Below are 20,018 nucleotides of genomic sequence, written 5' to 3'. Positions count from 1 at the left end.
TGTAATATACTGTTTATTTATACAGTTATATTATGAGTTTGACAACAAGGGGCTGCGTTTTTTTAGCGTTTAACCGTCCAGTGCACGGTTTCGCCTGCCAGGAAGGGGATAAGCGTGTCGTCGGTCAGCGCGATAGATTCCTCGACCTGGCTCTCTTTGCGCTCCAGTTCAATGAAGGTGTCGTTCACGGGCAGTCCGTAGAAGCGCGGGCCGTTAAGGGAGCAGAAGGCTTCAAAATGCTGGAGCGCGTTCATCTCTTCAAATACGGTGGCATAGCTCGCAAGCGCGGTGGGTGCGTTGAAACAACCGGCGCAGCCGCAGCTGGCTTCTTTACGATGGCGTGCGTGCGGCGCGGAGTCAGTCCCCAAAAATGCGCGCGAGAAACCGCTGGCCACCAGTTCGCGTAACGCCTGCTGGTGGATATTACGCTTGAGGATCGGCAGGCAATACAGGTGCGGACGAACACCACCAACCAGCATGTGGTTGCGGTTAAACATCAGGTGCTGAGGTGTAATGGTCGCGGCGATGAGTTCGTTGCCGTCGCGGACATAGTCAGCCGCGTCTTTGGTGGTGATATGTTCAAACACCACTTTCAGGGCCGGAAGGCGCTGGCGCAGCGGCTCCATCACGGTTTCAATAAAGCGGGCTTCACGATCGAAGATATCAATATCGGCATGCGTCACTTCACCGTGTACCAGCAGAGGCATACCCAGTGTTTGCATACGTTCCAGTACGGGCATGATGGCATCAATACTGGTGACGCCGTGGCTCGAGTTGGTCGTGGCATTGGCCGGGTAGAGTTTAGCTGCAGTGAAAACCCCTTCGTTGAATCCGCGCTCGACTTCGTTGGGGTCAAGCGAATCCGTCAGGTAGCAGGTCATCAGCGGGGTGAAGTCATGTCCTGCCGGAACGGCATCGAGAATACGCTGGCGGTAGGCGATAGCAGCATCGACGGTGGTGACTGGCGGAACCAGGTTAGGCATAACAATCGCGCGGCCATAAATTTCGCTGGTATAGGGCACGACGGTTTTGAGCATATCATTATCACGCAGATGGATATGCCAGTCGTCAGGGCGGCGGATTTTGAGAACCTGGGGTTGTGCAGTCATGGAAGCTCCGGCTTGTCAGGAATCAGTCATTAGGATGGCTGTTTTTGCCGGACACAAATCATAAGCGTAAACGTTTTCGTTTGCACACTTTTCCGTAAAAAAAAGGGCGCCTAAGCGCCCTTCAGGTTAATTGGTGAAAGGAATAATGATCTCTCCCGGTTTCACCTCTATCCCTTTTGCATATTTCTTCGCGAGCGCTTCGCCTTTGCTCTTGTCTTCGCTTAACACATACGCCGGCTGTTGGTTAAAATAGTTGCGCAGCGACTGGTTCAGGTAGGGCATAAGGGTTTGCAGAACCGGTTTCATTTTGTCCGGAGAAACCACGGCATCGACCACTTCCATTTCCTGCAGGAAAATTGCCCCTTTTTCCTTATTAAAGACCGGCAGCGCCTTAAGCTTCAGCTTGATGTTCGCTTTCTGGTTGCCAAAGAGCGAGGTCATGTCCAGATTTGCGTCTCCGGAAAGGGTGACCTTATTTGGCTCTTCACGTCCAATCTGGCTGGTGAGGTTGCTAAGGACGATATGCGCATCGGCAAGGCCCGGCACGCCAATGTCTTTAGAAAAATTGTTATGCTTTTCCAGCGCCTGATTAATTTCCTGCTCGCTGACGGTGTACTGCGTAAGCTGATTACAGCCGACCAACAGGCCACTGACAATGAGTGCAGCGGCAATGACAATCTTCTTCATAGTGTTCCTCAACGAAAAATCGGCGCATCTGTCCTGTTGCGCCAGTATGTCAGTGTGAAATGGCAGAAACCAGCAGAAAAAGCTGATAATAGAGGCGGGAGGGTGCCCCGCCAGCGGGAAGGGCTACGCGCCCGGCTCGAGCATACCGCTTGATATGCGCTTCTGGCTAAACTGCCACCACAGGGCGATGAGCGTCATAAAGCCCACCATACCGAGCATCATCCACGGCAGTTCGGGTTGATTAAATGCTTTACCGGCGTCGAACAGCCAGCCCCCACCCGCATAGCCTAACGCGCCGCCCAGCGCTAGCCCGAGACGGCTAAATCCCATATAGCTCCCGCGGGCGCGCGAGTCCGCCAGCGAGGCGCTCAGCGTTTCGCGCGCAGGCTCCGCGATGATGGAGCCGATATAGAAGGTGCAAATCAAGGTAAATAGCTGCTGCAGCGAATTGACGAGGCCAATGGGCATCATGCTTAGCGTCATCAAAAGCAGGCCTGCCATCAGGCGGTGTTCCAGGCGAAAACGTCGTTCGCTCCAGCGGGCAATGGGGTAAAGCAGGGTCAATGAAAGACAGGCTTCAATGGCGTACATCCATTTGACGGCGGCAGGCGTGCCCGCAATGTCGTTTACCATGATTGGCAGCATCAGCATTACCTGTACCGCCAGCATGTAGTAACCCGTCAAGGTCAGAACGTAGGTGACAAAACGTTTGTCGCGCAGAACGCGACCAAGGCCTTCCCGTACGGGGGCTTTAACCGAAGACAGTTTCCAGGCGGGAAGAAACAGCCCGTTAAAGAGCGCACAAAGAATAAAGAGAACGGCACCGGTCGCGCAAACAAGACGGAAATCGTACTGCAGCAACCAGCTTCCCAGTAAGGCACCAATAACCGCTCCGGCGCTGTCCTGCATCATCAGAATAGAGAAGAAACGACCGCGATGCTGGGGGCGAATCAGTTTCACCACCAGCGCGGTGCGGGGCGGGTCAAACAGGGTGCCGCCGATCCCTGAGAGGAAGCAGGAGAACCACAGTAGCCAAGGTTCGTGGGCGATGGCCATGGTGGCAAAGCCCGCCGCGCGTAACAGCATGCCGGTAACAATCATTGGTTTGGCGCCAAAACGGTCCGCGATGGCACCGCCGAAGACGCCCAGGCCCTGCTGGACAAACTGGCGTAAACCTAACGCAATACCGACCATGAGTGCCGCCCAGCCCATTTGATCGACAAAACGGATCGAGATGAGTGGAAAAACGACAAAAAAGCCGAGCACGACCAGCATGTTATCGACGAGCAGGAAATATTTACCCAGGCTCCTGGCCTGTGATACGCGGGACATTTTCCCTCCAGGGAAAATAAGAAGGTGATCACGCTAACATTCTGCGGTGTGGCCTCGCTTTTTCCCACCCCTGCGCGCGACAATATTTTTTTATCAAAAGAGCGCTTTGATAGACACTTCTCATCGAAAATGGTGAAAACAGGTTAAAAAGCTATGTCACTGTTTTCACAGAAGGCATACGCGCAGGTATAGTAAAGCTAATGGGCAGAGCCGAAGTGATGGGAAGGAGTGGTATCGATGTTTGGCTATCGCAGCAATGTGCCTAAAGTGCGTCTGACAACGGACAGGCTGGTCGTTCGTCTGGTGCATGAGCGTGATGCCTGGCGTCTTGCGGATTATTACGCCGAGAATCGCCAGTTTTTAAAACCCTGGGAGCCCGTTCGGGATGAGAGCCATTGCTATCCGTCAGGGTGGCAGGCGCGCCTGGGCATGATTACGGAATTTCACAAGCAGGGTAGCGCGTTTTATTTCGCACTGCTGGATCCCGATGAAAAAGAGATTGTCGGCATTGCCAACTTTTCTAACGTGGTGCGCGGATCGTTTCACGCCTGTTATCTCGGCTACTCCATTGGCCAGAAATGGCAAGGGCAGGGGCTGATGTTTGAGGCGTTGACGGTGGCGATCCGCTATATGCAACGCACGCAACATATCCATCGCATCATGGCGAACTACATGCCCCACAATCATCGCAGTGGCGATCTGCTGGCGCGCTTAGGGTTCGAGAAAGAAGGGTATGCTAAAGACTATCTGCTTATAGATGGAGAATGGCGAGACCATGTCTTGACGGCATTAACGACGCGGGACTGGACCGCAGGGCGCTAAGGAGAACACATGAAATATCAGTTAAGCACTACAGAAGCGCGCGTCATCGGGTGCTTGTTGGAAAAGCAGGTCACCACGCCTGAACAATATCCGCTCTCGGTGAATGCCGTGACGATGGCCTGTAACCAAAAAACCAACCGCGAGCCGGTGATGAATCTGGGTGAGCATGACGTGCAGGATCTTCTGGACGAGCTGGTGAAACGCCACTATTTGCGCACCGTGAGCGGCTTCGGCAACCGCGTGACCAAATACGAGCAGCGCTTTTGTAATTCCGACTTTGGCGATTTGAAGCTGAGCAGTGCAGAAGTGGCGGTCATTACCACGCTGCTGCTACGCGGCGCGCAAACGCCGGGTGAACTGCGCACGCGCGCGTCCCGTATGCATGAATTCAGTGATATGCAGGAGGTCGAGCATACGCTGGAAGGACTGGCTTCCCGCGAGGATGGCCCCTACGTGGTGCGGCTGGCCCGCGAACCGGGCAAACGTGAAAGCCGCTATATGCACCTGTTTAGCGGTGAGGTCGATACCTCGGCAGTGGCGGCGTCTGATTCCTCGGCAACCGATGACAGCCTGGCGGCGCGCGTGGACGCGCTGGAAGAAGAGGTGGCCGGACTGAAGCAGCGTCTGGATGCATTGCTGGCACATCTGGGAGACTAATCGTGACTACATTACGTGTCGGGGTGGTGGGGCTGGGCGGTATCGCGCAAAAAGCCTGGCTGCCCGTGTTAGGCGCGGCGTCTGACTGGACGCTTCAGGGCGCATGGTCGCCGTCGCGCGAGAAAGCGGAGCGCATCTGCGAGACGTGGCGCATGCCGTATGCAAACTCGCTTCAGGATTTGGCGCGCGAGTGCGACGCGGTCTTTGTGCATACCTCCACGGCAACCCACTATCAGGTGGTCAGCGAGCTGTTGAACGCTGGCGTTCATGTCTGTGTGGACAAGCCGCTGGCGGAGAATGTGCAGGATGCTGAACGGTTGATTGACCTGGCAGCACGCAAAAATCTGACGCTGATGGTCGGGTTCAACCGCCGCTTTTCCCCGCTTTATCAACAGCTGAAAGCGGCGACGGGCAATCTCGCTTCGCTGCGGATGGATAAGCACCGTACCGACAGCATCGGGCCAAACGATCTGCGCTTTACGCTGCTGGATGATTACCTGCACGTTGTGGATACGGCGCTCTGGCTTGCTGGCGGCAATGCGCAGCTTAAAAGCGGCACCCTGATGACCAACGATCAGGGCGAAATGGTGTACGCCGAGCACCATTTTTCTATCGACCATGTTCAGGTCACCACCAGCATGCACCGCCGGGCAGGCAGCCAAAGGGAAACCGTGCAGGCGGTGACTGACGGCGCGTTGTACGACGTTACCGACATGCGTGAATGGCGAGAGGAGAAGGGCAGCGGCGTGGTAATGCCGCCCGTCCCGGGCTGGCAGAGCACGCTTGAGCAACGCGGATTTGTTGGTTGTGCGCGTCACTTCATCACCTGCGTACAAAATCAGACGGTTCCGGAAACCTCCGGCGAGCAGGCGATAATGGCGCAGCGCATCATAGAAAGGCTCTGGCGAGAGGCCATGAGTGAATAATTCGCTGTAACATCTGCCGATAGTAATTCGTTTAAATCGCGGTAGACTAAGCGCTTCTTCAACGCCTGCATTGCAGGCGTTTTGCCGTATGGTTGTGGAACTTCACGTTAATGAACTTATTAAAATCGCTGGCGGCCGTCAGCTCAATGACCATGTTTTCCCGCGTGCTCGGTTTTGCGCGCGATGCGGTTGTGGCAAGGGTCTTTGGTGCAGGGATGGCAACAGACGCCTTTTTCGTCGCGTTCAAATTGCCGAACCTGTTGCGCCGTATTTTCGCTGAAGGAGCCTTCTCGCAGGCGTTCGTTCCGATCCTGGCAGAATATAAAAGCAAGCAGGGTGAAGATGCGACGCGCGTATTTGTCGCTTACGTTTCCGGTCTGTTGACCCTGGCACTGGCGGTCGTGACCGTTCTGGGGATGCTGGCTGCGCCTTGGGTTATTATGGTTACGGCTCCGGGGTTTGCCGATACGGCGGACAAATTTGCGCTCACGGCGCAACTTCTGCGCATTACATTCCCTTATATCCTGCTGATTTCACTGGCCTCGCTGGTGGGGGCGATCCTAAACACCTGGAACCGCTTCTCGGTTCCGGCGTTTGCACCGACCTTCCTTAACGTCAGCATGCTCGGGTTTGCGTTGTTCGCTGCGCCCTATTTTCATCCACCGATACTGGCGCTGGCATGGGCGGTAACGGTAGGGGGTGTGCTGCAGCTGGCGTATCAACTGCCGCACCTTAAAAAAATTGGCATGCTGGTGCTGCCGCGCATCAATTTCCGTGACGCTGGCGCGATGCGCGTCATTAAGCAGATGGGGCCGGCCATTCTCGGGGTTTCGGTCAGCCAGATTTCGCTTATCATCAACACCATCTTTGCCTCATTCCTGGTCTCGGGGTCGGTTTCCTGGATGTACTACGCTGACCGTCTGATGGAGTTTCCATCCGGGGTGCTGGGGGTGGCGCTGGGGACTATCCTGTTGCCGTCGCTGTCGAAAAGCTTTGCCAGCGGCAACCATGATGAGTATTGCCGCCTGATGGACTGGGGCTTACGTCTTTGTTTCCTGCTTGCGCTGCCAAGCGCGGTGGCGCTGGGTATTCTGGCAAAACCGCTGACGGTATCTTTGTTCCAGTACGGCAAATTCTCTGCGCACGACGCGTTGATGACCCAGCAGGCGCTCGTTGCCTACTCGGTTGGATTGATGGGGTTGATTGTCGTTAAGGTGCTTGCACCGGGCTTTTACTCGCGTCAGGACATCAAGACACCGGTTAAGATCGCCATAGTGACGCTGATTATGACGCAGTTGATGAACCTGGCATTTATCGGTCCGTTAAAGCATGCCGGTCTGGCGCTGTCGATTGGTCTGGCGGCCTGTCTGAACGCCGGTCTACTTTACTGGCAACTGCGCAAGCAGGATATCTTCACGCCCCAACCGGGCTGGGCAACCTTCCTTGTGCGTCTGGTCATTGCGGTGCTGGTGATGTCAGCGGCCTTAGTCGGCATGATGTACGTCATGCCAGAGTGGTCGCAGGGAACGATGCCTGTCCGTCTGATGCGTTTAATGGCGGTGGTGGCGGTGGGGGTTGTGGCTTACTTTGCAACGCTTGCGGTACTGGGCTTTAAAGTGAAAGAGTTTGCACGCCGCACGGCATAAACGCCAAAAGGGGAGCCACCGTAAGGTGCTCCCCCCTGCAAGATTTGTCGCTGCTGCTTCAAATCGAAATCTTTTTCCCGCCAGAAATACGTGCCGAAGAGGGTTGGCCATTCGCACCGTACAGCCCGGGTTCTTTATGCGGTTTTAATACCTCTAGCGCCTGCTGATTGCGCTCGATCTGTCCTTCAAGCAGCCAGCCGTTATGCTGGTTGAGATCGCGCAGGTGCTGGGTTTTTTCTGTAATTGTCTGCCAGCGTTCAACGATATCATCATTAGCGCTGCGCTTAGGATCCTGCTCAGCGCGACGCTGTTGCTCAAGGTAATCCAGCGTCGCCAGCAGCGAACTTTTGTCTTCCGTAATGCGCTGCAACGCGCTGCCGTTGATTTGACCCGAAGACAGGTGCTGCTGTTCGGCATCCATGACCGTTTTCAGGTCGTTCAGGACAACCGTCATGTGATCCAGTATTTCTGACAGTCGACTCATTGGGTTAGTTACTCTGCAAGAAGCTCTGTGCGTCCTGAATCAGCGCGTCAGCAATTTTGCTGGTATCCATTTTCAACTCGCCATTCCGAATCGCGGTTTTCAGCGCTTCAACACGTTCCATGTTGATATCGCTGCTGCCCGGCTGCATCAGTTTGGCCTGGGCATCGCTCAGGGTCACGCTGGTGCTGTTCGCCGTTGACGGTTTTTCCAGACGCGTTTTCTGTGGCGTAGCGTCATTCGTTTCGCGAGGTTGTACAGTGCTAACCGGCTTCAGGGCTGATGTACGATCAATGCTCATAGTGTTGTCCTCATCGAGGGTTCGCGGCGTTTGCGCCTGACATCATCATTTGTTGATTATTTATCGGCAGCCGCCGCGAAATCTTTAAAAAGATTATAGGTTAATCAGAATTTTCCCATCAGAATCGACGGTCCCGCTAACCACCTGACCTGAAGACATCCTGACCCGGGCATTTTGCGCTACTGCGGCATTGTTTAATGCCTTCCCTTCGCTGTTGATACTAAAGCCATCTCCGTTGGCGACTACCATCACCTGCTGACCCGCTTTTACCCGCCATGCCTGACGCAGCATCGAGAGCTGGATCGCCTGGCCTGGCGCAACATCACGCAGGCTGACTGCCTCCTGCGCCTGGTTAATATCCAGCATTGTTCGCGGAGGTAGCTGGTCCAGTCGGCCACGTTTTAGCGTCACGCTGTTAGCCTGCAGTACGCTGCCACGGGCGATAGGCGCGGACGCAACAACATAATTTCCCGTCGCCTGGACTGCAACCTGTAAATAACGTTTTTCATTTGGGCAACGCGCCAAAACGTTGACGTTTCCCCACAGCTTTGTCGTGCCGGTCACGCTCAGTGAAGGCTGCTCGCAGGAAGGGTAGAGATTGGACGGCGTGCGTACGGTGACGCTCACCTCATCGCTAAAGCCCGCCAGCTGCTGGGCAAAAAAGGTGGTCAGCTGTTCCTGTAAATCCCCAGCCTGTACCAGAGGACTTAAGAGTAACAAGGTTGCTGCCAGTCCACGTTTTATTGTCCGCATCACAGGTTCCACCATTTTCAGAGTTGGAAGGATTCTACCCGCAGTGGTTTTCCATCAACGCAATAAATAGCGACGCATTTTGCGCTTATTCCGTCGATAGGGGAGACGGGGTGAGATTTAAGCTGTGAACTGAAATTTTGCCATCAGCGGAGGAGACATGCTCGATAAACTCGACGCCGCGTTACGTTTTCAGCAGGAAGCGCTCAATTTGCGCGCCCAGCGGCAGGAGATTTTAGCCGCCAACATCGCTAACGCGGATACCCCGGGGTATCAGGCGCGCGATATTGATTTCTCCAGTGAACTCAAAAAGGTGATGGAGCGTGGACGTGCAGAGGGGACGGGGGTCGCACTGGCAATGACATCATCACGCCATATTCCCGCTCAGGCGATGACCGCACCCGCGACCGACTTACTTTACCGCATTCCCGATCAGCCTTCTCTGGACGGCAACACCGTCGACATGGACCGGGAACGTACGCAGTTTGCCGATAACAGCCTGCAGTACCAGACGGGCCTGACCCTACTCGGTGGACAAATTAAAGGCATGATGACCGTCCTGCAGGGGGGCAACTAATCAATGGCTTTGCTGAATATTTTTGATATCGCCGGTTCTGCGTTAACGGCACAGTCCAAACGTCTGAACGTGGCAGCCAGTAACCTGGCCAACGCCGACAGCGTGACCGGACCTGACGGACAGCCGTACAAGGCAAAACAGGTGATCTTTCAGGTTGATGCTGCGCCAGGTGCGGCGACGGGCGGCGTGAAAGTGTCTGACGTAGTGGAGAGCCAGGCACCTGACAAGCTGGTGTACGAGCCCGGCAACCCGCTCGCGGACGCCAGCGGTTACGTCAAAATGCCGAACGTGGATGTGGTGGGTGAAATGGTGAACTCCATGTCAGCCTCGCGTAGCTACCAGGCAAACGTCGAAGTGCTGAATACCGTGAAGAGCATGATGCTCAAAACACTCACTCTCGGCCAGTAAAGGAGACATGCATGTCCATCGCCGTAAATGTGAATGATCCAACAAACACGGGTGTCGGTAACACCCAAAGTTCGACAGGTTCCAACGCCCTGACGGGGAGTAACGCCTCCGATCTTCAGAGCAGCTTTCTGACGCTGCTGGTGGCGCAGTTGAAGAACCAGGATCCGACCAACCCAATGCAGAACAACGAACTGACCACACAGCTTGCGCAGATCAGCACCGTGAGCGGCATTGAAAAACTCAATACCACCCTTGGCTCCGTTTCTGGGCAGATTGACAACAGTCAGTCCCTGCAGGCCGCGAATCTGATTGGTCATGGGGTCATGATCCCAGGCACCACGATCCTGGCCGGTACCAGCACCACTGATGGCACATCATCTACCACCACCACGCCGTTTGGCGTTGAGTTGCAGCAGCCTGCTGACAAAGTGACCGCGACGATCACCGATTCTACCGGAGCAGTGGTACGCACTATTGATATCGGCGAACTGAAAGCGGGCGTTCATACCTTTACCTGGGATGGCAGTCTGACGGACGGGACAAAAGCACCAAACGGTTCCTACAAGGTTGCGATTAGCGCCAGCAATGGCACGACCCAGCTGGTGGCTCAACCGCTGCAGTTTGCGCTGGTTCAGGGCGTCATTAAAGGTAGTGATGGCAACAAACTGGATTTGGGTACCTCGGGTACCACCACGCTCGACGAAGTTCGGCAGATTATCTAAGCCTTTACACTTATCAGGAGTAAGTCATGGCCTTTTCTCAAGCGGTCAGCGGTCTGAATGCTGCGGCCACCAACCTGGACGTCATTGGCAATAACATCGCCAACTCCGCGACCTATGGTTTTAAATCCGGTTCTGCTTCCTTTGCAGATATGTTTGCCGGTTCCAAAGTCGGCCTGGGCGTTAAAGTCGCGGGCATCACTCAGGACTTTACCGACGGTACCACCACCAACACCGGTCGTGGACTGGACGTTGCCATTAGCCAGAACGGTTTCTTCCGTATGGTCGATGCCAACGGCTCTGTGTTTTACAGCCGTAACGGCCAGTTTAAGCTGGACGAGAACCGTAATCTGGTCAACATGCAGGGCCTGCAGTTAACCGGTTATCCGGTTGCCGGGACGCCATCAACGGTTCAGACCGGCGCGAACCCACAGGCGATTAATATCCCGACCACGCTAATGGCAGCGAAGTCCACCACCACGGCTTCTCAGCAAATTAACCTGAACTCCACCGATACCGCTCCAACAACCGCCTTCGATCCGGCTAACCCGGATTCCTACAACAAAAAAGGCACTGTGACCGTCTTTGATAGCCAGGGTAATGCGCACAACATGAACCTGTTTTACGTCAAAGATGCCACGCCTGCTAACTCCTGGAAAGTCTATGCCCAGGACGGGAGCGTGGCGGGGAGTACCCCCTCTCTGGCTACGACGCTGACCTTCAATAGCAACGGTATTCTGACCGGCGGCGCAAACGTCAACATTACTACCGCGGTAGTGCCTGGTGCGACGGCAGCCACCTTTGCGATGAGTTTTGCGAACTCCATGCAGCAGAACACCGGTGCGAACAACATTGTTGCGACCAGCCAGAATGGTTTCAAACCTGGCGATCTGGTGAGCTATCAGATCAACGACGACGGTACTGTTGTGGGCAATTACTCCAACGAACAGACTCAGGTTCTGGGTCAGATCGTGATGGCGAACTTCGCGAACAACGAAGGTTTGAAATCGGAAGGCGATAACGTCTGGTCTGCCACACAGTCCTCCGGCGTGGCGCTGTTGGGCACTGCCGGCTCCGGTAACTTCGGGACGCTGACCAACGGGGCGCTGGAAGCCTCAAACGTCGATCTGAGTAAAGAGCTGGTGAACATGATCGTCGCGCAACGTAACTATCAGTCGAACGCGCAGACCATCAAAACCCAGGATCAGATCCTCAACACGCTGGTTAACCTGCGTTAAGCGGCTGACAGGAAGGCGCAATGGATCACGCAATATATACCGCGATGGGCGCGGCAAGCCAGACGCTCAATCAGCAGGCGGTTACGGCCAGCAACCTGGCAAACGCCTCTACGCCAGGCTTCCGTGCTCAGCTTAATGCGCTGCGTGCGGTACCGGTAGAAGGGCTTTCCCTGCCAACGCGTACGCTGGTGACGGCATCAACGCCTGGCGCCGACATGACGCCAGGCCAGATGGATTATACCTCGCGTCCGCTGGATGTGGCCCTGCAGCAGGACGGATGGCTGGCGGTGCAAACCGCTGACGGCAGTGAAGGGTATACCCGCAACGGTAATATTCAGGTGGATGCGACCGGGCAGTTGACGATTCAGGGACACCCGGTGATGGGTGAAGCTGGCCCGCTCACGGTACCGGAAGGATCGGAGCTGACGATCGCCGCGGACGGCACCCTCTCTGCATTGAACCCGGGCGATCCGGCCAACACCGTTGCGCCTGTCGGACGTCTAAAGCTGGTGAAAGCGGAAGGCAAAGAGGTGTTGCGCGGCGATGACGGGATGTTCCGTCTGACTCCGGCAGCTCAGGCCACGCGCGGCACCACGCTGCAGGCCGACCCGAGCATTCGCGTAATGTCCGGCGTTCTGGAAGGCAGTAACGTCAAACCGGTTGAAGCCATGACCGACATGATCGCCAGCGCCCGCCGTTTTGAAATGCAGATGAAGATTATCAGCAGCGTGGATGAAAACGCGGGCAAAGCTAATCAACTTCTGGCTATGAGTTAACAGGACTCCTTATGATCAGTTCTTTATGGATCGCGAAAACCGGCCTGGACGCGCAGCAAACCAACATGGACGTTATCGCCAACAACCTGGCAAACGTTAGCACCAATGGTTTCAAGCGTCAGCGCGCCGTATTCGAAGATTTGCTTTATCAAACCATTCGTCAGCCGGGTGCGCAGTCTTCTGAGCAAACGACGCTGCCGTCGGGTCTGCAGATTGGTACCGGCGTTCGTCCGGTGGCGACTGAGCGTTTGCACAGCCAGGGCAACCTGTCTCAAACCAACAACAGTAAAGACGTCGCTATCAAAGGGCAGGGCTTCTTCCAGGTGCAGTTACCTGACGGCACTTCCGCCTATACCCGCGACGGGTCTTTCCAGGTGGATCAGAATGGTCAGCTGGTGACGGCGGGCGGTTTCCAGGTTCAGCCTGCGATCACCATCCCGGCGAATGCCCTGAGCATCACTATCGGGCGCGATGGCATCGTCAGCGTCACCCAGCAGGGCCAGGCAGCGCCTGTTCAGGTTGGGCAGTTGAACCTGACGACGTTCATGAACGATACCGGTCTGGAAAGCATTGGTGAGAACCTTTACACCGAAACGCAGTCTTCCGGTACGCCAAATGAAAGTACGCCGGGCCTGAACGGTGCGGGTCTGTTGTACCAGGGCTATGTCGAAACCTCGAACGTAAACGTTGCAGAAGAGCTGGTGAATATGATCCAGGTTCAGCGCGCGTATGAAATTAACAGTAAAGCAGTGTCGACGACCGACCAGATGCTGCAGAAACTGACGCAACTCTAAGGTGTAGCCCGGTGCGGTTCAAGCCGCGCCGGCTCCCTGTTTCCGAAGATGAAGGCAATGCAAAAACACGCGGCGTTTCGTTATCCGATACTGACTGTTCTGGCCGTTACCCTCAGCGGGTGTGCCTGGATCCCGTCTAAACCATTGGTCGAGGGTGCGACGACCGCCCAACCCGTTCCCGGCCCCGCGCCTGTGGTGAACGGCTCAATTTTCCAGACGGCGCAGCCGATCAACTATGGCTATCAGCCGCTGTTTGAAGACCGTCGCCCACGTAACGTCGGCGATACGCTGACCATTGTGCTGCAAGAAAACGTCAGCGCGAGCAAGAGCTCGTCGGCGAATGCCAGCCGCGATGGCAAAACCAATTTTGGCTTCGATACCGTGCCTCGTTATCTTGAAGGCCTGTTCGGCAATGCCCGTGCGGATGTCAATGCGTCTGGCGGCAATACCTTTAACGGGAAAGGTGGCGCGAACGCCAGCAACACCTTCAGCGGTACGCTGACGGTAACGGTTGACCAGGTGCTGGTTAACGGCAATTTGCATGTTGTGGGTGAAAAACAGATCGCCATAAATCAGGGCACTGAGTTCATCCGCTTCTCCGGTGTGGTTAACCCTCGCACCATCAGCGGCACCAACACCGTTCCGTCCACCCAGGTGGCGGATGCGCGCATTGAGTACGTCGGTAACGGCTACATCAACGAAGCGCAAAATATGGGTTGGCTGCAACGTTTCTTCCTTAACTTATCGCCGATGTAAGCGAGGTGACCCATGTTTAAATCGATCTTCGCAGTGGCGCTGGCGCTGATGGCAACGTTTGCTCAGGCTGACCGGATCCGCGATCTCACCAGCGTTCAGGGCGTACGTGAAAACTCCCTGATTGGCTATGGTCTGGTCGTCGGTCTGGATGGCACGGGTGACCAAACTACCCAGACGCCATTTACCACCCAGAGCTTAAATAACATGCTTTCCCAGCTCGGTATTACCGTACCGGCTGGTACCAACATGCAGTTGAAAAACGTGGCCGCGGTCATGGTTACCGCCTCTTTCCCGGCATTCGCCCGTCAGGGGCAAACTATCGACGTGGTGGTTTCATCAATGGGTAACGCCAAAAGCCTGCGCGGCGGTACGCTGCTGATGACGCCGCTGAAAGGTGTTGATAGCCAGGTCTACGCGCTGGCGCAGGGGAATATTCTGGTGGGCGGTGCGGGTGCATCGGCTGGCGGAAGCAGCGTTCAGGTGAACCAGTTGAACGGTGGGCGTATTACTAACGGGGCGATCGTTGAACGTGAGCTGCCGACCCAGTTCGGCGCGGGAAACACCATAAACCTGCAGCTTAATAATGAAGACTTCACGATGGCGCAGCAGATTGCGGACACCATCAACCGTAGCCGTGGTTACGGCAGCGCCACGGCGCTGGATGCCCGTACGGTACAAATCCGAACCTCCACGGGAAGCAGCAACCAGGTGCGCATGCTGGCCGATATCCAGAATATGGAAGTGAACGTCCCGCTTCAGGATGCCAAAGTGATCATCAACTCCCGTACTGGTTCGGTAGTCATGAACAGAGAAGTGTCGCTGGACAGCTGTGCCGTGGCGCAGGGTAACCTGTCAGTTACGGTAAATCGCTCCGCCAATGTCAGCCAGCCGGACACGCCATTTGGTGGCGGTCAGACGGTGGTGACGCCGCAAACGCAGATTGATCTGCGCCAGAGCGGCGGCTCGCTGCAGAGCGTGCGTGCCAGCGCTAATCTGAACAGCGTGGTTCGCGCCCTGAATGCCCTGGGCGCAACGCCGATGGATCTGATGTCCATTCTGCAATCGATGCAAAGTGCAGGCTGCCTGCGCGCCAAACTGGAAATCATCTAATGCTGACCGATAGCAAACTGCTGACCAGTGCGGCCTGGGATGCCCAGTCGCTCAACGATCTGAAAACCAAAGCAGGCAAAGACCCGGCGGCGAATATCCGTCCGGTTGCCCGTCAGGTGGAAGGGATGTTTGTGCAGATGATGTTGAAGAGCATGCGTGAAGCCCTGCCGAAAGACGGGATGTTTAGCAGCGATTCGACACGGCTGTACACCAGCATGTATGACCAGCAGATTGCACAGCAGATGACCGCCGGTAAAGGTTTAGGTCTGGCCGACATGATTGTTAAGCAGACCGCCGCCGCGCAGGGTAGCCCGCCAGAGGACCCGCCGCAGCAGGTGCCGCTGAAGTTTGACCTGCAAACGGAGACCCGTTATCAAAACCAGGCGCTCACGCAGATGGTGCGTAAGGCGATACCACAGCCGTCAGAGACCCGCGACGAGCCGCTCTCAGGGGACAGTAAAGACTTCCTTGCGCAGCTTTCTCTGCCTGCACGCCTCGCCAGCGAGCAGAGCGGCGTGCCGCATCACCTGATCCTGGCGCAGGCCGCGCTCGAGTCGGGCTGGGGCCAGCGGCAGATTCGTAAGGAAAACGGTGAACCGAGCTTTAACATCTTTGGCGTGAAGGCCACCTCCAGTTGGAAGGGGCCGGCCACCGAGATCACCACCACCGAGTACGAAAACGGTGCGGCAGTGAAGGTAAAAGCGAAGTTCCGCGTTTACAGCTCTTATCTTGAAGCGTTGTCCGACTATGTCGGTCTGTTGAGTCGAAATCCGCGGTATACCGCCGTGACCCAGGCGGCAACGCCGGAGCAGGGGGCACAGGCGTTGCAGAATGCCGGTTATGCCACCGATCCTAACTATGCCCGCAAGCTCACCAGCATGATTCAGCAGCTGAAATCAATGGGTGAGAAGGTCAGCAAAGCCTATAGCACAGATCTCGAAAATCTGTTCTGAAAGTTCTCAAGTCCCGGTGGAGGCTGCCGATAACCTTCATCAGGACTCGTGTCTGAACGTATAAAAGGAACCCCCATGTCCAGTTTGATTAACAGTGCCATGAGTGGCCTCAGTGCTGCGCAGTCGGCACTCAATACCGTCAGTAATAATATTTCAAGCTATAACGTTGCAGGTTATACCCGCCAGACGACCGTACTGGGTGCCTCCAATAGTACCTTAACTGGCGGTGGCTGGGTGGGTAACGGGGTTTATGTCTCCGGTGTACAGCGTGAGTATGATGCTTTCATAACTAACCAGCTGCGCGCCGCGCAGACGCAGAGCAGTGGCCTGACGACCCGCTATCAGCAGATGTCAAAAATTGACGACGTGCTTTCGGATACCACTAACTCGCTGTCCACCACCCTGCAGGATTTCTTTAAGAGTCTGCAAACGCTGGTGAGCAACGCGGAAGATCCGGCTGCGCGCCAGACGGTGATCGGTAAAGCCGATGGCCTGGTAAACCAGTTTAAAACTAACGATCAATATCTTCGCGACCAGGATGCGCAGGTGAATACCGCGATTTCGACCAGTGTCGATCAGATCAACAGCTATGCGAAGCAAATCGCTAACCTTAACGATCAGATTTCCCGTCTGACGGGCGTTGGTGCGGGCTCATCTCCGAATGAATTGCTCGATCAGCGCGATCAGCTGGTGAGCGATCTCAATAAGATTGTGGGTGTCGAGGTGGCTGTGCAGGACAGCGGTACATACAACATCTCTTTCGCCAACGGTTACACCCTGGTTCAGGGCAGCACAGCCAGCCAGCTGGCTGCGGTGAAATCCAGTGCCGATCCGTCACGCACCACGATCGCCTTCGTGGATACCGCTTCTGGAAACATTGAAATTCCGGAAAAGCAAATCACCTCGGGTTCCCTTGGCGGATTGCTGACCTTCCGCTCTGAAGATCTGGATAAAGCACGTAACACCCTTAACCAGATGGCGCTGGCGTTTGCTGACGCGATGAACACGCAACATGAAGCCGGATTCGATGCCAACGGCGATGCGGGCGGTAAGTTGTTCGATTTTGGTCTGCCGTCGGTGCTGAGCAACAGCAAAAACACCGGTAGCGCTTCGGTGACGGCCAGCGTGACAGACAGTTCTGCGGTGCAGGCGACCAATTATAAAGTGGAATACAACGGCACCAACTGGACGGTCACGCGTCTGTCAGACAAAACCAGCTTTACGGCCACGCCGGATGGCACCGGCAACCTGTCTTTCGACGGCCTGAACGTTAATATCACCGGCGCGGCTAACCAGAAAGACAGCTTCATCGTCAAGCCGGTGAATGACGTGATTATGAATATGGACGTCGCGATCAGCGATGAGTCTAAACTGGCTATGGCCTCCGCCAGCGACAGCGGTGATAGCGACAACACCAACGGCCAAAAACTGCTGGATCTGCAGAGCGCTAAGCTGGTAGGCAATAACAAAACCTTTAACGATGCGTATGCTTCACTGGTCAGTACGGTGGGAAGTACCACGGCATCCCTGAAAAGCAGCAGTGCCACCAAAGATAACGTGGTCACGCAACTGACCAAGCAGCAGCAGTCGATTTCTGGGGTTAACCTGGATGAAGAGTACGGCAACCTGCAGCGCTATCAGCAGTATTACCTGGCAAATGCGCAGGTACTGCAGACGGCGAGTACGCTGTTTGATGCGTTGATCAACATTCGCTAAGGCCGGGGTTAAAAAATGCGTATTAGTACTCAAATGATGTATGAGCAGAGCATGCGCGGCGTGACAAACTCGCAAAGCCTTTGGCTTGGCTATGGCGAGCAGATGTCAACCGGCAAGCGCGTAAACCGCCCCTCTGACGACCCGATTGCTGCTTCTCAGGCCGTTGTGCTCTCCCAGGCACAGACGCAGAACACCCAGTACGCACTGGCTCGTTCCTTCGCCACCACCAAAGTATCTCTGGAAGAGAACGTTCTCCAGCAGGTGACGACGGCGATCATCAGCGCTCAGGAAAAGGTGGTGAATGCCGGTAACGGAACCTTGAGTGATGATGACCGTGCTTCGCTGGCCACGAACCTTCAGGGTATTCGCGATCAGCTGATGAACCTGGCAAACAGTACCGACGGTAATGGTCGTTCTATCTTTGCAGGTTACAAAACGGAAGCAGAGGCCTTCGACCAGACGACGGGTGACTATAAAGGCGGCTCTACGCCCATCAGCCAGCAGGTCGACTCCGCGCGTACCATGCAGATCAGCCACACGGGTGCGGAAGTATTCGATACCTTCACCAGTAATGCTAAACCGGAGCCGGACGGTAGTGCACCGGAAACCAACCTGTTTAAGATCCTGGATTCAGCGATTGCCGCGCTGAATGTGCCAGTGGAAGGTGACCAGACGAAAGCAGACGCGTTTACCGCCGCCATGGATAAAACCAATCGTGGTCTGAGCAATTCGCTGAATAACGTCCTGACGGTGCGTGCCGACCTGGGTATTAAACTGGATGAACTGGGCAAGCTGGATTCGTTGGGTGATGACCGTGCACTGGGGCAAAAGCAGCAGATGAGTGACCTGGTCGATGTTGACTGGAACGCCGTCATCTCCTCTTATTCTATGCAGCAGGCCGCGTTGCAGGCGTCTTATAAAGCCTTCAGCGATATGCAGGGCATGTCGCTGTTCCAGTTAAACAAATAATACCTCGACCTCTTAGAGCATGTCTTGAAACTGGGCATGTTTTTACTGCCCACTCCGTCTGGAGTGGGCATTTTTTTACACGATGTCTGCTGATGTCGACGTCACGCGGGCGCTCTCAATCAGGCGAATCGCCAGGGCTACTGCACCGCATACCGTCGCCAGAGCCACCACACCCGTCCAACCCGCCAGGGTATAGATATTTGTTCCGAGGACCGAACCCAGCGCCATGCCGATAAAGACCACCGTGAACAGCAATGCGTTCAGCCGTCCACGAGCCTGTGGTTCGAGGCTATATACCAGATTCTGATGTGCCACCAGACTTGACTGCAGACCCAGGTCAAACCCAACGGCAGAAAGCGCTATCAGGAGCAGTTGCCCGTGCGTGCCGAGCGCAGGCATCAGGAACATCAGGGCAAACGACGCGGTCACAAGGGCGGCCCCCAGCTGGGTGACTTTCCCCGCGCCCAGTTTATCCGCCAGACCGCCCGCCAGCGGTGCGGCTAAAGCACCTGCAGCACCTGCGATACCAAAACCACCCGCCACTGCACTCCCCAGGTGATAGCGTTCCAGCAGCATGACCGCCAGCGTTGACCAGAAGGCGCTAAAGGCAATTGATAAAAAACCTTGGGCCAGTGCCGCACGGCGCAGTGCCGGATAACGACGCCACAGGTGCTCCATGGAGCGCATCAGCGCGGGATAACTCAGCGTTGAGTGAATGGCGAAGCGGGGAAGCACTGCCCACATCACCGCGCCCACAAACGCAATGCTTGCGGCAGCCAGCTGGTACATCACACGCCAGCCAAAGGCTTCGCCGACCACGCCGCTGACGGTTCTCGACAGCAATATTCCCAGCAGCAAGCCCGTCATCACGGTCCCAACGGTTTTACCCTGTTTTCCTTCCGGGGCGAGGATCGCCGCTGCGGGAACGATGTCTTGCGCCATGGTGGCGGCGATGCCGATCAGCAGGCTTGCCAGCAGCAATGAATGAAGTTGCCCGGTCAGGCTACAGCCCAGCAGGAACAGCGCCAGCGCAGCACTTTTTATCAGGATCAGCGTTCTGCGGTCATGGCGATCGCCAAGCGGCAACAGGAAGAGGATTCCGAGGGCATAGCCCGCCTGGGTCAGCGTCGGAACAAGCCCCATACCTTCGATGCTGAGATGGAGATCGGCCCCCATCAGCGGCAGCAGCGGCTGCGCGTAATAGATAGATGCTACGCTGAAGCCAGCCCCTAGGGCCAGCATGAAAATCACCCAGCGGCTTACGGTGTGGGGAGCAGTTGTTGTGTTCATA

Annotated in this window: 22 protein-coding genes; 15 read left to right on the top strand and 7 right to left on the bottom strand. The window is 55.7% G+C overall.

What is annotated here, in order from left to right; genetic code table 11:
- Positions 1-62: 62 nt before the first annotated feature.
- From pyrC to mdtH, 3 genes are all read right to left on the bottom strand, one after another.
- Complete coding sequence (pyrC, locus tag V5P19_RS08435; RefSeq protein ID WP_334402071.1) at positions 63-1,109, bottom strand: dihydroorotase; 1,047 nt, start codon at positions 1,107-1,109, stop codon at positions 63-65.
- A gap of 126 nt (positions 1,110-1,235) precedes the next feature.
- Positions 1,236-1,796: a lipoprotein gene (locus tag V5P19_RS08430; protein WP_334402068.1), complete on the bottom strand. Its 561-nt coding sequence runs from the start codon at positions 1,794-1,796 to the stop codon at positions 1,236-1,238.
- Between the two features lie 123 nt (positions 1,797-1,919).
- Complete coding sequence (mdtH, locus tag V5P19_RS08425) at positions 1,920-3,128, bottom strand: multidrug efflux MFS transporter MdtH (protein ID WP_334402066.1); 1,209 nt, start codon at positions 3,126-3,128, stop codon at positions 1,920-1,922.
- Between the two features lie 237 nt (positions 3,129-3,365).
- Here mdtH and rimJ point away from each other — a divergent pair, with 237 nt between their 5' ends.
- From rimJ to murJ, 4 genes are all read left to right on the top strand, one after another.
- Positions 3,366-3,950 (top strand): ribosomal protein S5-alanine N-acetyltransferase, encoded by a 585-nt coding sequence (gene rimJ, locus V5P19_RS08420; protein ID WP_334402064.1) that lies wholly within the window; start codon positions 3,366-3,368, stop codon positions 3,948-3,950.
- Positions 3,951-3,959: 9 nt separating this feature from the next.
- Complete coding sequence (locus V5P19_RS08415; protein WP_334402062.1) at positions 3,960-4,607, top strand: YceH family protein; 648 nt, start codon at positions 3,960-3,962, stop codon at positions 4,605-4,607.
- Between the two features lie 2 nt (positions 4,608-4,609).
- Positions 4,610-5,533, top strand: coding sequence for a Gfo/Idh/MocA family oxidoreductase (locus tag V5P19_RS08410; protein ID WP_334402060.1), 924 nt, complete (start codon positions 4,610-4,612; stop codon positions 5,531-5,533).
- Between the two features lie 110 nt (positions 5,534-5,643).
- Entirely contained in the window at positions 5,644-7,179 is a 1,536-nt protein-coding gene (gene murJ, locus V5P19_RS08405) for a murein biosynthesis integral membrane protein MurJ (protein WP_334402058.1), read from the top strand.
- A gap of 58 nt (positions 7,180-7,237) precedes the next feature.
- On the opposite strand, the gene flgN is transcribed toward murJ, so the two are convergent.
- From flgN to flgA, 3 genes are all read right to left on the bottom strand, one after another.
- Positions 7,238-7,663 (bottom strand): flagella biosynthesis chaperone FlgN, encoded by a 426-nt coding sequence (gene flgN / locus V5P19_RS08400; protein ID WP_334402056.1) that lies wholly within the window; start codon positions 7,661-7,663, stop codon positions 7,238-7,240.
- A 4-nt stretch (positions 7,664-7,667) separates the two neighbouring features.
- On the bottom strand, positions 7,668-7,961 hold the full coding sequence (flgM, locus tag V5P19_RS08395; protein ID WP_334402054.1) for a flagellar biosynthesis anti-sigma factor FlgM: 294 nt from the start codon (positions 7,959-7,961) through the stop codon (positions 7,668-7,670).
- A gap of 93 nt (positions 7,962-8,054) precedes the next feature.
- Positions 8,055-8,714 carry a flagellar basal body P-ring formation chaperone FlgA gene (flgA, locus tag V5P19_RS08390; protein WP_334402052.1) on the bottom strand — a complete coding sequence of 220 codons (660 nt, stop codon included), beginning with the start codon at positions 8,712-8,714 and terminating at the stop codon, positions 8,055-8,057.
- Positions 8,715-8,871: 157 nt separating this feature from the next.
- Here flgA and flgB point away from each other — a divergent pair, with 157 nt between their 5' ends.
- The 11 genes from flgB (at position 8,872) to flgL (ending at position 18,727) form a co-directional block, all read left to right on the top strand.
- Positions 8,872-9,288 (top strand): flagellar basal body rod protein FlgB, encoded by a 417-nt coding sequence (gene flgB, locus V5P19_RS08385; RefSeq protein ID WP_334402050.1) that lies wholly within the window; start codon positions 8,872-8,874, stop codon positions 9,286-9,288.
- Positions 9,289-9,291: 3 nt separating this feature from the next.
- On the top strand, positions 9,292-9,696 hold the full coding sequence (gene flgC, locus V5P19_RS08380) for a flagellar basal body rod protein FlgC (protein WP_126543700.1): 405 nt from the start codon (positions 9,292-9,294) through the stop codon (positions 9,694-9,696).
- Positions 9,697-9,707: 11 nt separating this feature from the next.
- Positions 9,708-10,418 carry a flagellar hook assembly protein FlgD gene (flgD, locus tag V5P19_RS08375; protein WP_334402044.1) on the top strand — a complete coding sequence of 237 codons (711 nt, stop codon included), beginning with the start codon at positions 9,708-9,710 and terminating at the stop codon, positions 10,416-10,418.
- Positions 10,419-10,444: 26 nt separating this feature from the next.
- Positions 10,445-11,653, top strand: a complete 1,209-nt coding sequence (gene flgE, locus V5P19_RS08370) for a flagellar hook protein FlgE (protein ID WP_334402042.1) — start codon at positions 10,445-10,447, stop codon at positions 11,651-11,653.
- A 20-nt stretch (positions 11,654-11,673) separates the two neighbouring features.
- Positions 11,674-12,429: a flagellar basal body rod protein FlgF gene (locus V5P19_RS08365; protein ID WP_334402040.1), complete on the top strand. Its 756-nt coding sequence runs from the start codon at positions 11,674-11,676 to the stop codon at positions 12,427-12,429.
- A gap of 11 nt (positions 12,430-12,440) precedes the next feature.
- The gene (gene flgG / locus V5P19_RS08360; RefSeq protein WP_000625853.1) at positions 12,441-13,223 is read left to right on the top strand and encodes a flagellar basal-body rod protein FlgG; all 783 of its coding nucleotides are present in this window, start codon (positions 12,441-12,443) and stop codon (positions 13,221-13,223) included.
- Between the two features lie 57 nt (positions 13,224-13,280).
- On the top strand, positions 13,281-13,979 hold the full coding sequence (flgH, locus tag V5P19_RS08355) for a flagellar basal body L-ring protein FlgH (RefSeq protein ID WP_334402039.1): 699 nt from the start codon (positions 13,281-13,283) through the stop codon (positions 13,977-13,979).
- Positions 13,980-13,991: 12 nt separating this feature from the next.
- On the top strand, positions 13,992-15,089 hold the full coding sequence (locus V5P19_RS08350) for a flagellar basal body P-ring protein FlgI (protein WP_334402037.1): 1,098 nt from the start codon (positions 13,992-13,994) through the stop codon (positions 15,087-15,089).
- Positions 15,089-16,042 (top strand): flagellar assembly peptidoglycan hydrolase FlgJ, encoded by a 954-nt coding sequence (gene flgJ, locus V5P19_RS08345; protein WP_334402035.1) that lies wholly within the window; start codon positions 15,089-15,091, stop codon positions 16,040-16,042. Before V5P19_RS08350 ends, flgJ begins: the two co-directional genes overlap by 1 nt.
- Before the next feature lie 75 nt (positions 16,043-16,117).
- Positions 16,118-17,758 (top strand): flagellar hook-associated protein FlgK, encoded by a 1,641-nt coding sequence (gene flgK, locus V5P19_RS08340; RefSeq protein ID WP_334402033.1) that lies wholly within the window; start codon positions 16,118-16,120, stop codon positions 17,756-17,758.
- A gap of 15 nt (positions 17,759-17,773) precedes the next feature.
- Entirely contained in the window at positions 17,774-18,727 is a 954-nt protein-coding gene (gene flgL / locus V5P19_RS08335; RefSeq protein WP_334402031.1) for a flagellar hook-associated protein FlgL, read from the top strand.
- 75 nt (positions 18,728-18,802) lie between these two features.
- On the opposite strand, the gene V5P19_RS08330 is transcribed toward flgL, so the two are convergent.
- Positions 18,803-20,017 (bottom strand): MFS transporter, encoded by a 1,215-nt coding sequence (locus V5P19_RS08330; protein ID WP_334402029.1) that lies wholly within the window; start codon positions 20,015-20,017, stop codon positions 18,803-18,805.
- Between the last annotated feature and the right edge of the window lies 1 nt (position 20,018).

The organism is Enterobacter sp. UNJFSC 003 (assembly GCF_036903355.1).
Lineage (GTDB): Bacteria > Pseudomonadota > Gammaproteobacteria > Enterobacterales > Enterobacteriaceae > Enterobacter.
The sequence above is the reverse complement of the archived record's forward strand: the minus strand, read 5'-3'. Positions and strand labels throughout refer to the sequence as shown.

Bases quoted from the DNA above. Each gene is read 5' to 3' on its own strand.
- flgA (WP_334402052.1), bottom strand. From the start codon at position 8,714: ATGCGGACAATAAAACGTGGACTGGCAGCAACCTTGTTACTCTTAAGT.
- V5P19_RS08330 (WP_334402029.1), bottom strand. From the start codon at position 20,017: ATGAACACAACAACTGCTCCCCACACCGTAAGCCGCTGGGTGATTTTC.
- pyrC (WP_334402071.1), bottom strand. From the start codon at position 1,109: ATGACTGCACAACCCCAGGTTCTCAAAATCCGCCGCCCTGACGACTGG.
- flgC (WP_126543700.1), top strand. From the start codon at position 9,292: ATGGCTTTGCTGAATATTTTTGATATCGCCGGTTCTGCGTTAACGGCA.
- flgB (WP_334402050.1), top strand. From the start codon at position 8,872: ATGCTCGATAAACTCGACGCCGCGTTACGTTTTCAGCAGGAAGCGCTC.
- flgH (WP_334402039.1), top strand. From the start codon at position 13,281: ATGCAAAAACACGCGGCGTTTCGTTATCCGATACTGACTGTTCTGGCC.
- V5P19_RS08350 (WP_334402037.1), top strand. From the start codon at position 13,992: ATGTTTAAATCGATCTTCGCAGTGGCGCTGGCGCTGATGGCAACGTTT.
- V5P19_RS08430 (WP_334402068.1), bottom strand. From the start codon at position 1,796: ATGAAGAAGATTGTCATTGCCGCTGCACTCATTGTCAGTGGCCTGTTG.
- flgN (WP_334402056.1), bottom strand. From the start codon at position 7,663: ATGAGTCGACTGTCAGAAATACTGGATCACATGACGGTTGTCCTGAAC.
- V5P19_RS08365 (WP_334402040.1), top strand. From the start codon at position 11,674: ATGGATCACGCAATATATACCGCGATGGGCGCGGCAAGCCAGACGCTC.
- flgG (WP_000625853.1), top strand. From the start codon at position 12,441: ATGATCAGTTCTTTATGGATCGCGAAAACCGGCCTGGACGCGCAGCAA.
- flgE (WP_334402042.1), top strand. From the start codon at position 10,445: ATGGCCTTTTCTCAAGCGGTCAGCGGTCTGAATGCTGCGGCCACCAAC.
- flgD (WP_334402044.1), top strand. From the start codon at position 9,708: ATGTCCATCGCCGTAAATGTGAATGATCCAACAAACACGGGTGTCGGT.
- flgK (WP_334402033.1), top strand. From the start codon at position 16,118: ATGTCCAGTTTGATTAACAGTGCCATGAGTGGCCTCAGTGCTGCGCAG.
- flgM (WP_334402054.1), bottom strand. From the start codon at position 7,961: ATGAGCATTGATCGTACATCAGCCCTGAAGCCGGTTAGCACTGTACAA.
- flgJ (WP_334402035.1), top strand. From the start codon at position 15,089: ATGCTGACCGATAGCAAACTGCTGACCAGTGCGGCCTGGGATGCCCAG.
- rimJ (WP_334402064.1), top strand. From the start codon at position 3,366: ATGTTTGGCTATCGCAGCAATGTGCCTAAAGTGCGTCTGACAACGGAC.
- V5P19_RS08415 (WP_334402062.1), top strand. From the start codon at position 3,960: ATGAAATATCAGTTAAGCACTACAGAAGCGCGCGTCATCGGGTGCTTG.
- mdtH (WP_334402066.1), bottom strand. From the start codon at position 3,128: ATGTCCCGCGTATCACAGGCCAGGAGCCTGGGTAAATATTTCCTGCTC.
- murJ (WP_334402058.1), top strand. From the start codon at position 5,644: ATGAACTTATTAAAATCGCTGGCGGCCGTCAGCTCAATGACCATGTTT.
- flgL (WP_334402031.1), top strand. From the start codon at position 17,774: ATGCGTATTAGTACTCAAATGATGTATGAGCAGAGCATGCGCGGCGTG.